The sequence below is a fragment of the Sphingomonas baiyangensis genome, from assembly GCF_005144715.1.
Lineage (GTDB): Bacteria > Pseudomonadota > Alphaproteobacteria > Sphingomonadales > Sphingomonadaceae > Sphingomonas > Sphingomonas baiyangensis.
The window spans coordinates 2,446,598-2,465,034 of the sequence record NZ_SWKR01000002.1; the positions used below are offsets into that span (position 1 = coordinate 2,446,598).

The 18,437-nt window shown below is 66.2% G+C and carries 19 protein-coding genes; 12 read left to right on the plus strand and 7 right to left on the minus strand.

Annotation, left to right across the window (positions count from 1 at the left end; translation table 11 throughout):
• The first annotated feature begins 104 nt into the window (after positions 1-104).
• Positions 105-1,361 carry a transcription termination factor Rho gene (gene rho / locus FBR43_RS15130; protein ID WP_136943859.1) on the plus strand — a complete coding sequence of 419 codons (1,257 nt, stop codon included), beginning with the start codon at positions 105-107 and terminating at the stop codon, positions 1,359-1,361.
• Positions 1,362-1,441: 80 nt separating this feature from the next.
• Complete coding sequence (locus tag FBR43_RS15135) at positions 1,442-2,173, plus strand: TerC family protein (RefSeq protein ID WP_136943860.1); 732 nt, start codon at positions 1,442-1,444, stop codon at positions 2,171-2,173.
• 61 nt (positions 2,174-2,234) lie between these two features.
• Here the strand turns inward: FBR43_RS15135 and FBR43_RS15140 are convergent, their stop codons facing one another.
• Positions 2,235-2,933, minus strand: coding sequence for a dienelactone hydrolase family protein (locus FBR43_RS15140; RefSeq protein WP_136943861.1), 699 nt, complete (start codon positions 2,931-2,933; stop codon positions 2,235-2,237).
• Between the two features lie 95 nt (positions 2,934-3,028).
• On the opposite strand from FBR43_RS15140, the gene FBR43_RS15145 reads away from it, so the two are divergent.
• The 6 genes from FBR43_RS15145 to FBR43_RS15170 are packed head-to-tail and all read left to right on the plus strand — an operon-like array spanning position 3,029 to position 8,750.
• Entirely contained in the window at positions 3,029-3,259 is a 231-nt protein-coding gene (locus FBR43_RS15145; protein ID WP_136943862.1) for a DUF6489 family protein, read from the plus strand.
• 2 nt (positions 3,260-3,261) lie between these two features.
• Complete coding sequence (mnmE, locus tag FBR43_RS15150) at positions 3,262-4,554, plus strand: tRNA uridine-5-carboxymethylaminomethyl(34) synthesis GTPase MnmE (protein ID WP_136943863.1); 1,293 nt, start codon at positions 3,262-3,264, stop codon at positions 4,552-4,554.
• A gap of 56 nt (positions 4,555-4,610) precedes the next feature.
• The gene (mnmG, locus tag FBR43_RS15155; protein ID WP_136943864.1) at positions 4,611-6,443 is read left to right on the plus strand and encodes a tRNA uridine-5-carboxymethylaminomethyl(34) synthesis enzyme MnmG; all 1,833 of its coding nucleotides are present in this window, start codon (positions 4,611-4,613) and stop codon (positions 6,441-6,443) included.
• Positions 6,440-7,063 carry a 16S rRNA (guanine(527)-N(7))-methyltransferase RsmG gene (rsmG, locus tag FBR43_RS15160; RefSeq protein ID WP_136943865.1) on the plus strand — a complete coding sequence of 208 codons (624 nt, stop codon included), beginning with the start codon at positions 6,440-6,442 and terminating at the stop codon, positions 7,061-7,063. The genes mnmG and rsmG overlap by 4 nt, the downstream gene beginning before the upstream one ends.
• Entirely contained in the window at positions 7,060-7,839 is a 780-nt protein-coding gene (locus tag FBR43_RS15165) for a ParA family protein (RefSeq protein ID WP_136943866.1), read from the plus strand. Before rsmG ends, FBR43_RS15165 begins: the two co-directional genes overlap by 4 nt.
• Positions 7,836-8,750 (plus strand): ParB/RepB/Spo0J family partition protein, encoded by a 915-nt coding sequence (locus tag FBR43_RS15170; protein ID WP_136943867.1) that lies wholly within the window; start codon positions 7,836-7,838, stop codon positions 8,748-8,750. The genes FBR43_RS15165 and FBR43_RS15170 overlap by 4 nt, the downstream gene beginning before the upstream one ends.
• Before the next feature lie 5 nt (positions 8,751-8,755).
• On the opposite strand, the gene holA is transcribed toward FBR43_RS15170, so the two are convergent.
• Genes holA through FBR43_RS15190 form a run of 4 tightly spaced genes read right to left on the minus strand, consistent with a single transcriptional unit; the run spans position 8,756 to position 13,230 of the window.
• Positions 8,756-9,739: a DNA polymerase III subunit delta gene (holA, locus tag FBR43_RS15175; protein WP_136943868.1), complete on the minus strand. Its 984-nt coding sequence runs from the start codon at positions 9,737-9,739 to the stop codon at positions 8,756-8,758.
• 29 nt (positions 9,740-9,768) lie between these two features.
• Positions 9,769-10,269, minus strand: coding sequence for an LPS assembly lipoprotein LptE (lptE, locus tag FBR43_RS15180; RefSeq protein WP_136943869.1), 501 nt, complete (start codon positions 10,267-10,269; stop codon positions 9,769-9,771).
• Positions 10,266-12,755, minus strand: a complete 2,490-nt coding sequence (gene leuS / locus FBR43_RS15185; RefSeq protein ID WP_136943870.1) for a leucine--tRNA ligase — start codon at positions 12,753-12,755, stop codon at positions 10,266-10,268. The genes lptE and leuS overlap by 4 nt, the downstream gene beginning before the upstream one ends.
• 52 nt (positions 12,756-12,807) lie before the next feature.
• Entirely contained in the window at positions 12,808-13,230 is a 423-nt protein-coding gene (locus FBR43_RS15190) for a DUF3576 domain-containing protein (protein ID WP_136943871.1), read from the minus strand.
• A 191-nt stretch (positions 13,231-13,421) separates the two neighbouring features.
• On the opposite strand from FBR43_RS15190, the gene FBR43_RS15195 reads away from it, so the two are divergent.
• Positions 13,422-14,135, plus strand: a complete 714-nt coding sequence (locus FBR43_RS15195; protein WP_136943872.1) for a hypothetical protein — start codon at positions 13,422-13,424, stop codon at positions 14,133-14,135.
• Here the strand turns inward: FBR43_RS15195 and FBR43_RS15200 are convergent.
• Positions 14,108-14,623, minus strand: coding sequence for a thiamine phosphate synthase (locus FBR43_RS15200; protein ID WP_249276627.1), 516 nt, complete (start codon positions 14,621-14,623; stop codon positions 14,108-14,110). The two genes, FBR43_RS15195 and FBR43_RS15200, sit on opposite strands and share 28 nt — an antisense overlap.
• Positions 14,624-14,687: 64 nt before the next feature.
• Between FBR43_RS15200 and FBR43_RS15205 the strand changes: the two genes are divergently transcribed.
• From FBR43_RS15205 to FBR43_RS15215, 3 genes are read left to right on the plus strand one after another with little or no spacing between them, the layout of a single operon-like run.
• Positions 14,688-15,365, plus strand: coding sequence for a YggS family pyridoxal phosphate-dependent enzyme (locus FBR43_RS15205; protein ID WP_136943874.1), 678 nt, complete (start codon positions 14,688-14,690; stop codon positions 15,363-15,365).
• Positions 15,365-16,054 (plus strand): HAD family hydrolase, encoded by a 690-nt coding sequence (locus tag FBR43_RS15210; RefSeq protein WP_136943875.1) that lies wholly within the window; start codon positions 15,365-15,367, stop codon positions 16,052-16,054. Before FBR43_RS15205 ends, FBR43_RS15210 begins: the two co-directional genes overlap by 1 nt.
• Positions 16,051-16,971 carry an ABC transporter ATP-binding protein gene (locus tag FBR43_RS15215; protein ID WP_136943876.1) on the plus strand — a complete coding sequence of 307 codons (921 nt, stop codon included), beginning with the start codon at positions 16,051-16,053 and terminating at the stop codon, positions 16,969-16,971. The genes FBR43_RS15210 and FBR43_RS15215 overlap by 4 nt, the downstream gene beginning before the upstream one ends.
• Positions 16,972-17,089: 118 nt before the next feature.
• On the opposite strand, the gene FBR43_RS15220 is transcribed toward FBR43_RS15215, so the two are convergent.
• The gene (locus FBR43_RS15220; protein WP_136943877.1) at positions 17,090-18,433 is read right to left on the minus strand and encodes an ammonium transporter; all 1,344 of its coding nucleotides are present in this window, start codon (positions 18,431-18,433) and stop codon (positions 17,090-17,092) included.
• Between the last annotated feature and the right edge of the window lie 4 nt (positions 18,434-18,437).

Consider the following 18,437-nt stretch of genomic DNA (forward strand, 5'->3'; position numbering starts at 1 on the left):
TTTTTGCGGGGTGCGACGCGCCTTCCTTCCAGCTTCGATGCGGGCGTTCGCCCAGCCGATCGACGGCATTTCCCCTTCCCACCCGACACGCACGGACGCTCGCCATGCATCTGAAAGACCTCAAGAAGAAGACGCCGGCCGAGCTGGTCGAAATGGCCGAGGCGCTGGGTGTCGAGGGTGCGTCGACGATGCGCAAGCAGGATCTGATGTTCGCGATCCTCAAGGTGCAGGCCGAGAATGGCGAGCAGATCATGGGGCTGGGCACGATCGAGGTGCTGCCCGACGGCTTCGGCTTTCTGCGCAGCCCCGAGGCCAATTATCTGGCTGGTCCCGACGATATTTACATTTCGCCCAACCAGGTCCGCAAGTTCGGCCTGCGCACCGGTGACACCGTCGAAGGCGAGATCCGTGGTCCCAAGGACGGCGAGCGCTATTTTGCGCTGACCAAGCTCGTCAGCGTCAATTTCGACGATCCCGATGCGGTGCGCCACCGCGTCAATTTCGACAATCTGACGCCGCTCTATCCCGAGCAGAAGCTCACCCTCGACCCGCACGACCCGACGATCAAGGACAAGTCGGCGCGCGTCATCGACATCGTGGCGCCGCAGGGCAAGGGCCAGCGCGCGCTCATCGTGGCGCCGCCGCGCGTCGGCAAGACGGTACTGCTCCAGAATATCGCGCGCGCGATCACCGACAATCATCCTGAGGTTTTCCTCATCGTCCTGCTGATCGACGAGCGGCCCGAGGAAGTCACCGACATGCAGCGCAGCGTGAAGGGCGAGGTTATCAGCTCGACCTTCGACGAGCCCGCGCAGCGCCACGTGCAGGTCGCCGAGATGGTGATCGAAAAGGCCAAGCGCCTCGTCGAGCACAAGAAGGACGTGGTGATCCTGCTCGACTCGATCACGCGTCTGGGTCGTGCCTACAACACCGTGGTGCCCTCCTCGGGCAAGGTGCTGACCGGCGGCGTCGACGCCAACGCGCTCCAGCGCCCCAAGCGCTTCTTCGGCGCGGCACGCAATATCGAGGAAGGTGGCTCACTCTCGATCATCGCGACGGCGCTGATCGACACCGGCAGCCGCATGGACGAAGTGATCTTCGAGGAGTTCAAGGGCACCGGCAACTCCGAGATCGTGCTTGACCGCAAGGTCGCCGACAAGCGCATTTTCCCCGCGCTCGACGTCGGGAAATCGGGCACGCGCAAGGAGGAGCTGCTGGTCGACAAGGCCAAGCTATCGAAGATGTGGGTGCTGCGCCGCATCCTGATGCAGATGGGCACCATCGATTCAATGGAATTCTTGCTCGACAAGATGAAGGATTCGAAGACCAACGAGGACTTCTTCGACAGCATGAACCAGTGATCGGCGCGGCTGCCGGCCACCGCTCAATCCACCGACGGCGCGGGCTTTGCTCGCGCCGTTTTTGTTTCTAGGGAGCGCGCATGATCGATCTCATCTACAGCGCCGCCGCTGCCACGCAGGGGCTTGGCTCGCCGGCCGAAATCTGGGCGAACATCCTGGCCGATTTCTCGAACATCACCGAGCCGTCGGCGCTCGCCGCATTCATGTCGGTGCTGATGATCGATCTGGTACTGGCGGGCGACAACGCGATCGTCGTCGGTGCACTCGCCGCCGGCCTGCCCGCCGACCAGCGCCGCAAGGTGATCCTCATCGGGATCGGCGCCGCGCTCATCCTGCGCATCGCCTTCGCGCTGATCGTCAGCTGGCTGATGGGTGTCGTGGGCCTGATCTTCGCGGGTGGCCTGTTGCTGCTCTGGGTGAGCTGGAAGTTCTGGCGCGAGATCCGCGAGGGACACGGCGAAAGCACCGGCTCGCCCGAGATCGGTGGCGACGAGGATTCGGGCCTGCGCCCCGCCAAGAGCTTCGCAGGTGCCGCCTGGGCGGTCGCGGTAGCCGACGTTTCGATGAGCCTCGACAATGTGCTCGCGGTTGCCGGTGCAGCACGCGAGCATCCGGGCATCATGGTCGTCGGCCTGCTGCTGTCGGTCGCGCTGATGGGACTTGCCGCCAACTTCATCGCCAAGCTGATCGATCGCTATCGCTGGATCGCCTATTTCGGGCTGGCGGTGATCGTGTTCGTCGCCTTGAAGATGATCTACGAGGGCTGGACAGGCACCGAAGATACGCTGGGAATCATCAGCTTCTTCAGCTGATCGAGTCTGCGTGGCGACGAGAGGGGCGGGGCCGCGTGCGGCACCTGCCCTTTTTCGTTGTTCAGCCCAGATGCTCGGTGAAGAACGCCATCGTGCGGCTGTCGGCCAGCTCGGCCGCTTCGGGCGAGCGGCGCTTTCCGCTCTCGGTCGCGAAGCCGTGGTCCTCGCCCGGATAGTCGTGCAGCGTGACCTTGGGATGATCGTCGAGCCCCTGATGCATCGCGGCCTGCACCTCGGCACTCACGAAGCCGTCGTCGCCTGCGATGTGCAGCATTAGCGGATGTGCGATCGCGTGCTTTTCGCCCAGCAGATTGTCGATGCCGACGGCGTAATAGCCGACGCTCGCATCGCTGTCGGTCCGCGCCGCGCTCATATAGGCGAGGCGTCCGCCCAGGCAGTAGCCAACGACCCCAACCTTGCCGCCATCGGGCAAACGCTGGCGCGCCGCGCGGATCGCTGCTTCGATGTCGCGCACGCCCGCATCCTGATCGAAGCGGCCGAACAGATCGAGGCCCTTCTGCATTTCCTCGGGCACATCGGGATCGAGCTGGATGCCGGGAGCGATGCGCCGGAAGAGGTCGGGTGCGAGTGCCAGATAGCCTTCGGCCGCAAGCCTGTCGCACTTGCGACGGATACCGGCATTCACGCCGAAGATTTCCTGAATCACGACGATCGCCGCACGCGGCGTGCCTTCGGGCTCGGCGAGATAGGCCGCGAAGCTGCCGCTATCGTCGATACTGTCGAGGGTGATGTCGGTCATCGCTAGCTCCCATATTGCGGCCAGGGCAGCCGCGCGCGCATAGACGGCTGACCTAGCAGCCGGTTGCATCGGCGCTCAAGCGGAGACGAGACGCGATGAAGATCAATGTCGAGATCGACTGCACGCCCGAGGAGGCGCGGCGCGCGATGGGCCTGCCGGATTTCACCGCCGTGCATGATCGCTATTCGGAGAAGCTGATCGAAGCGATGGACAAGGGCATCAGCCCCGAGATGGTCGAATCGATGATGCGCAGCTGGGCGCCGATGGGCGAGGCGGGCATGAACTTCTGGCGCCAGATGTTCGACATGTCGGGCAAGCGCGACTGACGATGCACGATACCATCGTCGCCTTGTCGAGCGGAGCGCTGCCCGCGGCGATCGCGGTGCTGCGGCTGAGCGGGCCGCAGGCGCTGGCGGCCGCCGGCGCGCTGGCGGGCGATCTGCCGCCCGATCGCGAAGCGCGGCTGCGCGGGTTGCGCGATGGCGCCGGCGCGCTGCTCGATCGAGCGATGGTCATCGTCCTTCGCGCTCCCGCGACGGTGACGGGCGAGGATATGGTCGAGCTGCATCTGCATGGCGGTCGTGCGGTCGTCCGCGCGGTCGAGGCTGCCTTGGTTGCGATACCCGGCGTACGGCTTGCGGAGGCTGGCGAATTCACGCGCCGCGCGCTGATGCATGGGCGGACGACGCTCACTGAAGTCGAGGGGCTGGCGCTGCTGCTTGCCGCAGAAAGCGACGCCCAACGCCGCAGCGCGCACGCGATGGCCGATGGTACGCTGCGCCGCAACATTGCCATGCTGCAACGCGAAGTGCTGCGGCTGTCCGCGCGTGTGGAGGCGCTGCTCGATTTCAGCGATGAGGGCGACGTAACCGACGACGCCCGCGTCATCGCCGCGATTGGTGCTGAAGCGGCGGACTTGGCGGTTCAGATCCGCCGGCGCGCGGATACTCCCACGGTCGATCGGCTTCATGCCGGCTTCCGGGTCGTGCTGGCGGGACCGCCCAACGCTGGAAAATCCTCTTTGCTTAATGCCCTGGTGGATCACGAGGCGGCGATCGTATCCGACATCCCCGGCACGACGCGCGATCGCATCGCCGTACCGATCTCGCGCGGAGACTATAGCTATGTCCTTACCGATACCGCAGGCATACGCTCCAACACTGACGACCCTATAGAGCGCATGGGCATAGAGCGGTCAGTCCGTGCGATTGACGAGGCTGATCTCGTATTGTGGCTTGGGGATGATGCGCCCGTTTTCCCCTCCGTGAAAATACTGCTGGTCCATGCTCGTGCCGATCTTCCATCGCGCGGCGCAAGACCGCCTGACCGCGTTGGAGTTAGTGTGCATGATCCAGCTAGTCTTGACGATCTGTGGTGCGCCATCAATGATGCCGTAACCGATTTCATCCCGCAGCAGCTCGATACCGCGATGAACCAGCGGCAGCGTGCGCTGCTGCTTGATGCGGCGCGAGCGCTCGAAGCGGGGGGTGGCCAGACCGATGCGATTCTCCTCGGCGAACAACTCCGCGGTGCGCTTGGTGCGTTCGACCGCATTACCGGAGCCGCCGGGATCGAAGCGATGTTCGACGACCTGTTTTCAAGCTTCTGCATCGGCAAATAGGTATGTTCCACGTGGAACAACTTTGACCATGTCGCCAGCCGCCCGTAATAGGCGCTATGCATTTTGATGTAGTCGTTATCGGCGGGGGCCATGCCGGCGTAGAAGCCGCAGCGGTAGCTGCCCGCCGCGGCGCCCGCGTTGCGCTGCTCACGTTCGAGGCCCGATCGATCGGAGCCATGTCGTGCAATCCGGCGATCGGTGGGCTCGGCAAAGGCCATCTGGTACGGGAGTTGGATGCGTTCGACGGACTGATCGCCCGCGCGGCTGATGCAGCGGCGATCCATTACCGTATGCTCAACCGCAGTAAGGGGCCAGCGGTGCACGGACCGCGTGTCCAAGCAGACCGCCGCCGCTACGCCGCGGCGATTCGCGCCTTGCTTGAAGAGCATTCCAGGTTGACGGTCGTCGAAGGTGAGGCAAGCTCGATCGTACTGCACTGCGGCAAGGTGGCGGGCGTCGCGCTGTCCGATGGACAGCGGCTCGAAGCATCGTCGGTGGTTTTGGCAACGGGCACGTTTCTCGGCGGCCGCATATTTCGAGGCGACGAGGTTTGCGAAGGTGGCCGCGTCGAGGAGCGTGCGGCGACTGCGCTGGGCTACCAGCTTCGCGACCTCGCGCTGCCGATCGCGCGCCTGAAGACCGGCACTCCCCCGCGTCTCGATGGCCGGACGATCGACTGGTCTAGGCTCGCAATTCAGCCCTCGGATGCCGAGATGTGGACGATGTCGCCCGCCACTCGCGAGCGCGTCCTGCCGCAACTTTTCTGTGCGATCACGCGAACCAACGCGCAGACGCACGCGATCATCCGCGCCGCGCTCGATCGATCGCCACTATACACAGGCGCCATCAATGCAGCGGGGCCGCGCTATTGTCCCTCGATCGAGGACAAGGTCGCGCGCTTCGGCGACAGGGACGGGCATCAAATATTCCTCGAACCCGAAGGTCTCGACGACCCGTTGATCTACCCGAATGGAATTTCGACCTCGCTGCCTGTCGACGTGCAGTCGCAGATGATCGCTTCGATCGAAGGACTCGAAAAAGCGCGCATCGTAGTTCCGGGCTATGCGGTCGAATATGATCACATCGACCCACGCGCGCTTCGCTCGTCGCTCGAAGTGCGCGCGATGCCAGGCCTGTTCTGCGCAGGGCAGATCAACGGCACCACCGGCTATGAAGAAGCCGCCGCGCAGGGCCTGGTGGCCGGAATAGGCGCCGCATCCTATGCCTGCGGCCTTGCACCTCTGACGCTTGACCGATCGACCAGCTACATCGCGGTGATGGTCGATGATCTTGTTCTCCAGGGCGTGACCGAACCCTATCGCATGCTTACGTCGCGAGCCGAATATCGGCTGCGACTACGCGCGGACAATGCGCGGACGCGGCTGAGTGGCGTGGCGGCGTCGCTCGGCTGCCTCGGAGACAATGCGCTCGATCGGTACAAGCGGCGCGAAGAAGACCGGTCCGCAATCAGCGACTTTCTCGATAGCGAGCGGAGCGCGGCCGACTTGCGCATGCGGGGCGCAAAGGTGGCGATTGATGAAGGCCGAAAGAGCGGGTGGGAATGGCTGCGTTTCGCTGACGTGACCCCGAGCGTGCTAGGCGATACGAGCGCGTTCGACGCTGACCTGCTCGGCGAGGCGCATGAGGATGCCCGCTATCAACCGTATCTGGAACGTCAGGAAGCCGAGCTGGCAGCAATGCGCCGAGGCGCGGACACGCCTTTGCCTTCGACGATTGTCTACGCGGCCATACCGGGCCTTTCGAACGAGATGATTGCTCGGCTCGAGGCCGCGCGACCCGAGACGATCGGCGCCGCCGAGCGCATCCGCGGGATCACGCCAGCGGCGTTGAGCGCCATCCTGCTGTACGCGCGACGCCGGGCCGCATGACCGAAGACGACGCGCAGGCATGGATTGCGGAACTTTGGGGTGACGACCGTCTTCGTCAGTTACGCCGTTATGTCGAGCTGTTACTCGCGGAGTCTGAGCGACAAAACCTGATTGCGCGATCGACCGTCGATAGCGTCTGGGCGCGGCACATCGCCGATTCGGCGCAACTTGTGCTGCTTGCGGAGGCTCGCGATCCGATCGACGCGGCTTGGCTGGATATTGGGTCGGGCGCGGGACTGCCGGGCGTTGTCGCTGCGTTGCTTCAGAAACGCCGGGTCATCATGATCGAGCCGCGTCGTGGTCGCGTGGCATTTCTTGAGCTATGCATTGCCGCGCTTGGATTGAACGCGTCGGTCGTTCAAACAACGGTCGAACGCTTTGCTCGCTTTGAACCCGCGGCAATCATCTCAGCACGAGCAGTCGCTTCGATCGACACGCTTTTCGCCAATGCGTATCATCTTGCCGATCGCGACACAGTATGGGTGATGCCCAAAGGACGATCGTACGGCGATGAGCTGAAGGATGCGCGGTTGCGGTGGCATGGAGTGTTCCACGTGGAACAAAGCCTCACGGCGCCCGAATCGGGCGTAGTGATCGCGACAGGAGTGACACGGAAATGATCGTGGTAACGGTCGCAAATCAGAAGGGTGGGGTCGGAAAGACCACGACGGCGATCAATGTTGGTACAGCGCTAGCGGCAACGGGCTTGCGCGTGCTGCTGATCGATCTCGACCCGCAAGGCAACGCGTCTACCGGGCTTGGCGTAGGGCGAGCTGATCGAAGTTGCTCTAGCTATGATCTTCTGGTCGGAGACGTGTCGGCGGACGAAGGCGCGATCGCGACAAAGGTGCCGCGTCTCGATCTGGTCCCGGCCACGGTGGATCTTTCGGGCGCCGAAATCGAGCTGATCGAGTTCGATGCGCGCACGCACCGTCTCGATCGAGCGCTGTCGCGCGGCGCGGCGCGCTGGGACGTTGTCTTGATCGACTGCCCGCCGTCGCTCGGGCTGCTCACCATCAATGCCATGGTAGCGTCGCACGCCTTGCTCGTGCCGTTGCAATGCGAATTCTTCGCGCTGGAAGGCCTCAGCCAGTTGCTTTCTACGGTCGAGCGCATTCGCAGTCGCTTCAATCCGGGCCTGTCGATTTTGGGAGTGGTGCTGACGATGTATGATCGCCGCAATCGGCTGACCGATCAGGTCTCGGAAGATGTGCGTGCCGTACTGGGCGGTGTGGTGTTCGACACCGTCATTCCGCGCAACGTCCGGCTGTCCGAAGCACCAAGCCATGGCATGCCGGCGCTGATCTACGATTATCGCTGCACCGGATCGCAGGCCTATATCGCGCTGGCACGCGAAGTGATCGCGCGGCTGCCCGAATTGGCGAAAGCGGCATGAGCGCCGCGGGCGATGCGCCGCGGAAGGGCCGGCCGGCGGGGCTGGGGCGCGGGCTGAGCGCGTTGCTGGGCGATGTGCCCGGCAGCACCGATGCGCCCGCCGAACGGAGCAGCGCGGGCGGCGGCGTGCGGATGCTCCCCGTCACTGCGCTTGCGCCGCATCCAGGCCAGCCACGTCGCCATTTCGATGATGCTGCGCTTGATGACCTCGCCCAGTCGATCGCACAGCGCGGGCTGATCCAGCCCATCGTCGTGCGTCCGCACGGCAAGGACTACCAGATCGTCGCCGGCGAGCGCCGTTGGCGCGCAGCCCAGCGCGCCCGCCTGCATGAAGTGCCGGTGATCGTCCGTACGCTCGATGATGCCGAAACGCTCGAGATCGCGCTGGTCGAGAATATCCAGCGCCAGGATTTGAGTGCGATCGAGGAGGCCGATGCCTACGCCAAGTTGATCGAGGCGTTCGGCCACACGCAGGAGGCCCTCGCCAAACGCGTCAACAAATCGCGCAGCCACGTAGCTAACCTGTTGCGATTGCTTGATCTTCCGCTGTCGGTCCAGAAGATGGTGATCGACGGTACGCTGTCGATGGGGCAAGCCCGCGCGATCATCAACGCGCCCGATCCCGAGGCGCTGGCGCAGCAGGTGGTCGCGCGTGGCCTGTCGGTGCGTGAAACCGAGCGGCTGGCCAAGGGTGTGACCAAAAGCGGCAGTGGCGGACATCAGCGCCGTTCAGGCAGCGCAGGCCAGGAGGGTGATGCCGATATTGCTGCGCTCGAGCGCCAGCTTGGCGATGTCCTGGGGCTAAATGTCAGGATCGCGCATGGCAGCAAGGGCGGTACGCTGACGCTTTCCTACGCCACGCTCGATCAGCTCGACATGGTCTGCCAGCGGCTGAGCGGCGACCATATCTGACGCGATCAGCGCCGCCGCGCGGCCGACCGGGCGATTGCGAGCAGTTCGGTTTCGGCCAGCGCATGTCCGGCGGATCCTGCGCCGAACACCTGACGCTCGATCGCCGGCAGACGCGCGATCACCTGCGCCAGTCGTCGCTGGTCCCAACGCCGTAGCAGCTCGAGCGTCGCCGCCTGCTGCTTCCAGAAGATGCGATGGCGTTCGAGTATCTTGGCAGGTGGCCCGCCGGCATCGATGTCGCGGCGGATCTCGGCGAGCGTAAGCAGTCGACGCGCGAGCTGGCGCAGTACGGGCGACGGTGTCACGTCGGCGATCACGCCGGGCAGGTCGCGCGCCACCTTGGCCAGATCGCCAGCCACGATATAGTCGATCACGTCGAACAGCGCGCTCTCGTCGAGCGTGGCGCCCACCGCGTCGATCGCATCGGCTTCGAGGTCGGCGGGGCGGTCGGGGGCCGCGTCGAGGTACAGCGCGAGCTTGGCGATCTCGCCCGAGAGAATGCCGCGATCGCCGCCCGAAACGGCGATGAGCTGCTCGGCGGCCGCGGCGTTGGTGCGCAGCCCCGCATCGCGCGCCATGCCGATCACGAGGCGGACGAGATCGTCGCCTTCAGGCGGGTAGCAGGCACAGGCAACCGCGTCGCCCGCGTCCTCGGCGAGCTTGACGATCTTGGCCTTGGTCCGCACCGATGGCGCGATCGCTACTACGGGATTGCCCGCGCGCGGTGCGTCCAGCAGCAGCGTCAGCGCTTCGAGGCTTTCCTCGCCGGTATTGGCGATGCGGATATGGCGCGGCGTGCCGAACAGCGAAAGCGTAGCGGCTTCATCGGCCAGCCTTCCCGGCTGCGCGGCGAGTGCGGGCCCATCGAGGTCGATCCGCTCGGCGTCGGCCCCCATCGCCTCGGCAAGCACCGCGGCCAGCGCCAGTGCGCCCGCCTCGTCAGCGCCGTGAAGCAAGTACAGCCGCGTCGTGGCATCGGGCGCGGCCATGCGTGCCCGCGCCTGGGCGGGCTTGAGCTTCACTGCGGCGCGTCGGCGGCGCGCTGCGCGTAGAGCGCCACGCGGGCGACGATCTGATCGGCGATGATGCCCGACAGCCGCTCGAGCGCCGATTGTTCGGCCGCGATCGTCGCATATTCGGAGCCGACCACGTCGATCCCGGCATCCGAACCCGCCGTCGCGTCGAGCACCACCGATCCATCGGCAAGGTCGACCAGCTGGTAGCGCGCGCGCAGGATGCGGCGCTCGCGCGTGATCGTGTCGTTGGGGCGCACGCCGAGCCCGATGATCTCGTCGTCGAGCGCTACCTGCAGGCGATAACGCGCCACCGATTCGTCGGCGATCAGGCGGTCGCGCAGCGCATTCGCGACGAGCCAGCCCTGCTGCCCCTCGATCGGCGCGACTTCGACCGCGCGCAGCGTCTGGCGCACGGCCCCGCCCTCGCCACCGCCATAGAGCGGCCGCATCCCGCATCCGGGCAACGTGGCGGCGATCGCGAGCAGAAGGGCGAGGCGCTTCATGCGACGAGGTTCACCAGCCGGTCGGGCACCACGATCACCTTGCGCGGCGCGCGACCTTCGAGGATGCGCACGACATTGGGCGCGCCAAGCGCTGCCGCCTCGATCGCGTCCTTCGCCATGCCGCGCGGCAGCACCAGCGTGTCGCGCAGCTTGCCGTTGACCTGAATCGCGATCGTCACTTCGTCCTCGACGAGCAGCGCGGTGTCGACATCGGGCCATGCCGCGTCGGCGACGAGGCCCTCGCCGCCCATCGCCGCCCAGGCTTCCTCGGCGATATGCGGCGTCATCGGTGCGACGATGCGCACCAGCGTGGCGACTGCTTCGTTGCGTGCTGCCGAAGGCGCCGCCTTCTCGATCGCGGCGACGAGTTCATAGAGCTTGGCGACGGCCTTGTTGAATTGCAGCGCCTCGATATCGGCGGCAACGCCGGCGATTGTCTGGTGCAGCTTGCGCGTGAGCGCGGCATCGTCGCCTGCGGCCGGCGCATTGCCGTCGAACAGTCTCCACAGTCGCTGGACGAAGCGCCAAGCGCCCTCGATCCCCGCTTCGGACCATTGCAGGTCGCGCTCGGGGGGCGAGTCGGACAGCATGAACCAGCGTGTCGCGTCGGCGCCGTACTGATCGACGATCGGCGCCGGATCGACGGTGTTCTTCTTCGACTTCGACATCTTCTCGACACGGCCGATGGTGATCGGCGCGCCGCTGGCTACCTCGATGCCGTCGCGCACTTCCTCGGGCGCAAGCCAGCGACCGTCCTGCGCCTTGTAGGTCTCGTGGGTCACCATGCCCTGTGTGAACAGCCCGGCGAAGGGCTCGGCGACGTCGAGCTTGCCGATATGCCTGAGTGCGCGCGTCCAGAAGCGTGCGTACAGCAGATGCAGGATCGCGTGTTCGACCCCGCCGATATATTGCGCCACCGGCAGCCATGCCTCGGCCGCCGCCTTGTCGAACGGACGATCGGCTGGCTGGCTGGCGAAGCGGATGAAATACCACGACGAATCGACGAACGTGTCGAGCGTGTCGGTCTCACGCCGCGCCGGCTTGCCGCATGCCGGACAGTCGACATGCTTCCAGCTCGGATGCCGGTCGAGCGGATTGCCGGGAATGTCGAACGTCACGTCCTCGGGCAGCGTCACGGGAAGCTGCGCCTTGGGCACCGGCACGACGCCACACGCATCGCAATGGATGATCGGGATCGGCGTGCCCCAGTAACGCTGGCGGCTCACGCCCCAGTCGCGCAGCCGCCAGACGGTGGTGCCGCGGCCCCAGCCTTCGGCCTCGCCGCGCGCGATCACCTCGGACTTGGCGGTGTCGACGTCGAGCCCGTCGAGGAACTGCGAGTTCACCAGCCGGCCCGCGCCGGTATAGGCCTCGTCACCCTCGAACACCGCGTCGGTCCGCTCGCCATCGGCGACCACGCGCGGCACCGGCAGCGCATATTTGCGCGCGAAATCGAGGTCGCGCTGGTCGTGCGCCGGCACACCCATCACGGCGCCGGTGCCATATTCCATCAGCACGAAATTGGCGATGAACACCGGCAGCGCCGCGCCGGTGAAGGGATGACGCGCGGTCACGCCCAGGCGGTAGCCGAGCTTCTCCTGCGTCTCGATCTCGGCCGCCGTGGTGCCGCCGCGCTTGCATTGCGCGATGAATGCCTCGGCCGCGGCATCACCGGCAGCGGCAGCCTGTGCAATCGGGTGATCGGCGGCAACGGCGACGAAGCTCGCGCCGAAGATCGTGTCGGGCCGCGTCGAGAACACCTCGACATGGCCGCCATCGGACAGCGTGAAGCCGAGCTGCATCCCGCGGCTCTTGCCGATCCAGTTCTCCTGCATCAGCCGCACCTTGTCGGGCCATTTGTCGAGGCTATCGAGCCCCGCCAGCAGCTCGTCGGCGAAATCGGTGATGCGCAGAAACCACTGGTTGAGCTTGCGCTTCTCGACCGGCGCGCCCGATCGCCAGCCGCGACCGTCGATCACCTGCTCGTTGGCGAGCACCGTCATGTCGACGGGGTCCCAGTTCACCGCCGATTCGCGGCGATAGACGAGGCCGGCGGCATGGAGATCGAGGAACAGCGCCTGTTCATGCCCGTAATAGGCCGGGTCGCAGGTGGCGAGCTCGCGGCTCCAGTCGAGCGCGAAGCCCAACCGCTTGAGCTGTGCCTTCATCGCGGCGATGTTCTGGTAGGTCCATTCACCCGGATGGACGCCCTTTTCCATCGCGGCGTTCTCGGCGGGCATGCCGAAGGCGTCCCAGCCCATCGGATGCAGCACTTCCATACCCTGCATCCGGCGGAAGCGCGCCAGCACGTCGCCCATCGTGTAGTTGCGCACATGGCCCATGTGAATCTTCCCCGAAGGATAGGGGAACATCTCGAGCACATAGCTTTTGGGGCGCGGCGAATCGTCGCGCACGGCAAAGGTCTGGCGATCGTCCCAGACCTGCTGCCAGGCGGCATCGGCCTTCAGCGCGTTGAAGCGCGACATGCGTGTGCGAACTCCGGTTGTCGGCGCAGCCACCGGCCGCGCTGGAATGCGATCAGCCGATCACCGAGCCGCGGCGCAGGTCGCGCGCGGTGGTGAGGATGATGTCCTCGAGCTTCTGGACGGTGGCGGCCTGCACCGGCGCCGATACCCATTGGCCGTTCTGGTTGACTTCGCGCAGCGCGGCGACGCGCACCGCATCGGCGCGCAGGTCGGTATCGAGGATCGTCACCGTCACCTTCATGCGCTCGCCGGGCGTGTTGGGGTTCACATACCAGTCGGTGACGATGACGCCGCCGTTCGAATCGGTCTGCAGCAGCGGCATGAAGCTCAGCGTCTCGAGGCTCGCACGCCACAGATAGCTGTTGACGCCGATCGTCGTCACCTGGCTGGCGGCGATCTCGCGCGGCCGGTCGCCGCCGCCGCACGCGGCAAGCATCAGGACGAGCGGTAGGGTAGGGGCCAGACGACGCAACATCGGCGGAAATCCTGCTAGGGGAACGCAACACCCCCTCTCTATAGAAGCTGCCGCCCGCCCCGCAAGCGCGCGCCGATTGTGGGCGATGTGCAACAGGTGCGCAAAAAGCGAATCTTGCGGTGGAACGCGCGGCGCGAATCATGGTAGTCCGCCTGACGGGTCGAGAGGATCGCATGCTATTGGGTCGCGCGATGATCGGGGTTGCTGCCGGGGCGCTTGTCGCCGCGGGGGTGACGTTCGCGCCCGCATTCGGCGCGCCCGGCGAAGCGCCTGCCCGGCAGATCAAGCGGATATCGGCTGCACGCGCGGGCATCGGATCGTTCACGCCCGCCTCGGCCGATCCGCGCCTCGCGGCGGCGCTGGCGCGCGGTGGCCTCACTGCCACCGGCTTCCGCTTCACGCCCGCCGAATCGAACAGCAAGCGGCAGGAAGTCACCGTCGCGGTCCGCGCCCGCAGCGCGACGCGTTCGGGCGAGGGGACGCGCGTGGCGAGCGTCGCGGGCGCAGCGGCGCCGGCGGTCACGCTGCAGCCCATCGCCTATAACCTCGGCATGTCGGTCGGCTGGAAGCGTTTTGCGCTGACGGGCGACGTCGCGCGGCTCGATCTCGCGGGTATGCCCGGCAGCCGCGAGACCGTCGATGTCGGCGTGAGCTATGCTGGCCGTCGCATGAGCGGACGCGTCCAGGCGGGTGCCGATCGCCCCACCGCGAACACGCCGGCGCTGATCGCCGACGTGCCGAGCTACTCGATCGACGTCGGCACTTCCTATTCGCTCACGCGCAATCTCGATGTGACCGCCGGCGTGCGCTACCGCACCGAGCAGGAGCGTGCGCGCCTGCCGCAACTCACCGACAACCGGCGTGACAGCCAGGCCGTCTATGTGGGCACCGCTTTCCGCTTCTGACCGCTGCTCCAGGCGTCGATAGCTGCCCAGCGCCTGACACCAAGCTTGACGATGCAGCGCGCTCGGGTTGCGTCCATCCCGCCGAGCGCGACGACCCGCTCCTCGATCCCGCGTACCATCGTGGCGAAGCGCAAGACGCCGAGCGCCCTTGCACCCGGATGCGACTGCGTGGCGAAAACCGGCGATACGAACACCAGCTTCGCCCCCGCACGCAAGGCTGCCAGTGCCTCGATGCGCGAATGCGCTGCCCGTGTGACGATACAGCGGCCGGCGCGTCGTGCGGGGTTGTGCATACCGTCCGCGCCCGAAAGCCGTGTGCCGGCGCTCAGCACGATCAACCCGCGTCGTCGCGCGACGACTAGGATACGCGCGAACAGCCGCCGCCGTTCAGCCTCAGGCGTGGCATAGTGGCGGAAGACGATGCCGCCGCCGCGCGGCAGCCGCTCGATCGCCGGCCACAGCGCATCGCCCATGCGCTCGTCGGTCATCAGCCAGACGCGGGGCAGGGCTTTGGGGTGGCGGCGGCGCATCGGCGTTCCTATAGCGCATGCGATGGCGATCGATGAAGCAGGTGAAGCGGCGGCCGAAGCACGCGCGGCGGTGATCGGCGGCATTGCGCGCGCGGCGAAGCTGGCGCAGCGCGATTCCGCAGGAGTCACGCTGATCGCGGTGTCGAAGACGCACGATGCCACCGCGATCGCGCCGCTGATCGCGGCTGGCCAGCGCGATTTCGGCGAGAATCGCGTGGCCGAAGCGCAGGCGAAATGGCCCGATCTGCGCGCCTTGCATCCCGACATCGTGCTGCACTGCGTCGGCCAGCTCCAGTCGAACAAGGCCGACGATGCCGTCGCGCTGTTCGACGTGATCCATTCGGTCGACCGCCCCTCGCTGGTCACGGCGCTGGCGAAAGCGATCGACCGTCAGGGCCGGCGGCCCGACTGTTTCGTGCAGGTCAATATCGGCGACGAGGCGCAGAAGGGCGGCTGCACGATCGCCGACCTGCCGAAGCTGCTCGAAACCGCGCGCACCGCGGGCCTGCCCATCGCCGGCCTCATGGCGGTGCCCCCCTTCGATATCGAGCCCGCGCCCTATTTTGCGCTGTTGGCGAAGCTGGCGCGCGACCATGGCCTTCAGGGGCTGAGCATGGGCATGTCGGGCGACTATGAAACCGCAGTCACGCTCGGCGCCACGCATGTCCGAGTCGGCACCGCGCTCTTCGGGAGCCGCTGATGCGCTTCGACGCACTGATCTTCGATTTCGACGGCGTGCTGCTCGAGAGCGAATATGAAGGCAATCGCCACCTCGCCGACTATCTGACCGAGGCTGGCTTTCCCGCGACAACCGCGCAGGCGATGGAGCGGTTCATGGGGCTGTCGGGCGCCGATTTCATCGGTGCGGTCGAGGCGCATATCGGCGGCCCGCTGCCGGAGGACTTTCACGCAGCGCGCGAGGCCGAGAATGCGCGTGTGCTGCGCGATGGCGTAGGCGAAGTGGCGGGCGCGGTGGCGTTCGTGCGCTCGCTGCCGCCTGCATTGCCTCGCGCCATCGCGTCGTCGAGCAGCACGCACTGGATCGCCACGCATCTCGATCATCTGGGGCTGCGCGCGGCGTTCGAGCCGCATCTCTATTCGGGCAAGGAGCATGTCGCGCGCGGCAAGCCGGCGCCCGATCTGTATCTGCATGCCGCAGCCCAACTGGGCGTTCCGATCGAGCGCTGCGCGATCATCGAGGATTCGCCCGTCGGCGCCACCGGCGCGGTGGCATCGGGCGCCACCGTCATCGGGCTGTGCGCCGGCAGCCATTGCCCGCCAGACCATGCCGAACGGTTGCGCGCGCTGGGCGTGGCGCACATCGCCGCCGATTTCGAGGAAGTGGCGCGCCTGCTCGAGCGCGCCCCGATGCAGGAAGCCGTGCGATGACCGAGGCGGCGATCGATATCCGGGGCCTGTCCAAGACCTATCAGGGCGGCAAGCGCGCGCTCGACGATGTGAGTTTCGACGTGCCGCGCGGACAGATCTTCGGGCTTCTGGGGCCGAACGGCGCGGGCAAGTCGACGCTCATCAACATCCTCGCCGGGCTGGTGAACAAGACCGCGGGCCGCGCCGCGATCTGGGGCTTCGACATCGATGCCCATCCGCGCAACGCCAAGGCCTCGATCGGCATCGTCAACCAGGAAATCACCTTCGATCCCTTCTTCACGCCGATCGAGACGCTCGAAATCCAGGCCGGGCTCTACGGCGTGCGCAAGGCCGATCGCCGCAGCATGGAACTGCTTGTGGCGATGGGGCTGGGTGACAAGGCCAATGCCTATTCGCGCACTTTGTCGGGCGGCATGAAGCGGCGGCTGATGGTGGCCAAGGCGATGGTGCACGCGCCCCCCGTGCTGGTGCTCGACGAGCCGACCGCTGGTGTCGATATCGAGCTTCGCCAGCAGCTCTGGGCCTATGTGCGCGGGCTCAATGCCGAGGGCGTCACGGTGGTGCTCACCACGCATTATCTCGAGGAAGCCGAGCAGCTGTGCGATCGCATCGCGATCATCAACCAAGGCCGGCTGATTGCGAACGAGCCGACGCGTACGCTTGTCGGCATGGCGCAGGAGAAGCTCGTCGCCGTGACCGTCGATCGCGATATCGCCGCAGTGCCCGAGAATGTCTGCTTCCAGAAGATCGAGCGTACCGACCCCCGGACGCTGGCGATCACCTATCGCAAGGACGAGGTGAATGCCGGCGAGGTGCTCGCCGCGATCGGGCGCGAGGGCTATGGCATCGTCGACGTATCCACGCGCGAAGCCGATCTGGAAGACGTGTTCCTGAACCTCACGCGCGCGGCGCGCTGATCGGCAGGTCTAGCCCGGCGCCGAGATCAAAAAAAGGCCGGTGCGTTTCCACACCGGCCAAGGGGTCCGCAGGAGGAACCAGGGGAGGGGGCCGGCCCGTTTCGGCCGGCCTCCAAGCTCAGTAATTATAGGCGCGCTCGCCATGCTCGCCGAGGTCGAGGCCTTCGCGCTCGACTTCCTCGGTAACGCGCAGCCCGGTGACGGCCTTGGCGACGAAGAAGGCGATGGCCGATCCGATCGCCGCCCAGCCTGCGCAGATCACCACCGCGATCACCTGCGTGACGAGCTGCGGGCCAAGCGCATAGTCGGCCGCACCCGGTCCGCCGAGGCTCGGCAGCATCGTGAACGCGGTGCCGATCGAGCCGACGATGCCGCCGATGCCGTGGATACCGAACGCGTCGAGCGAATCGTCGAGAGCGAGCCTTGGCTTCATCGAAACCACGAACCAGGCGCAGATCATCGAAGCGACGGCACCCAGCAGGATCGCGCCGAACGGCCCCGAATTGCCTGCCGCGGGCGTCACCGCGACGAGGCCGGCGATGGCACCCGAACAGGCGCCCAGCAGCGATCCCTTGTGCCCCAGCATCCGCTCGGTCAGCATCCAGAACAACACACCGGCCGCGGTGGCGACGAAGGTGTTGAGCAGTGCCAGCGTCGCCGATCCATTGGCCTCGAGCGCCGATCCTGCGTTGAACCCAAACCAGCCCACCCACAACAGGCCCGTACCGATCAGCGTCATCGTCAGCGAATGCGGCGCCATGATCTCCTTCTTGTAGCCGATGCGCGGCCCCAGGATGATCGCCCCCACCAGTGCCGAGACGCCGGCGTTGATGTGCACGACGGTGCCGCCCGCGAAATCGAGCGCGGCGGGCTCCCAGTTGAACAGCAGGCCGTTGCCCGCCCACACCATGTGCGCGATCGGGAAATAGACGATAGTGAGCCACACCAGCGCGAACAGCATGAGCGCGCTGAACTTGAGCCGTTCGACCAGCCCGCCGACCACGAGGCTGACGGTGATCGCCGCGAACGTCATCTGGAAGGCGATGAACACATATTCGGGGATCGCCACGCCCTCGCTGAAGGTGGCTGCGGTCGAAGCGGTGGTGACGCCTGCCAGGAACAGCTTGCCGAAGCCCGCGATGAACGCGTTGCCGCCGTCGCCGAACGCCATGGTGTAGCCATAGATGACCCACAGGATCATCGCGAAGCTGGCCACCGCGAGGATCTGCGTCAGCACCGACAGCATGTTCTTGGTGCGCACCAACCCGCCGTAAAACAGCGCAAGGCCCGGCACGATCATCGACATCACCAGCACGGTGGCGACGATCATCCAGGCGGTATCGCCCTTGTCCACCGTCGGCGCGACGGCTGCGGCTTCCTGCGCCCATGCAGGCGTCGCGGCTGCCAGCGTGGCCATAACTCCGGCGCCGGTGGCGGCGAGCGTCTTGATCGGTCGCATCATTCTG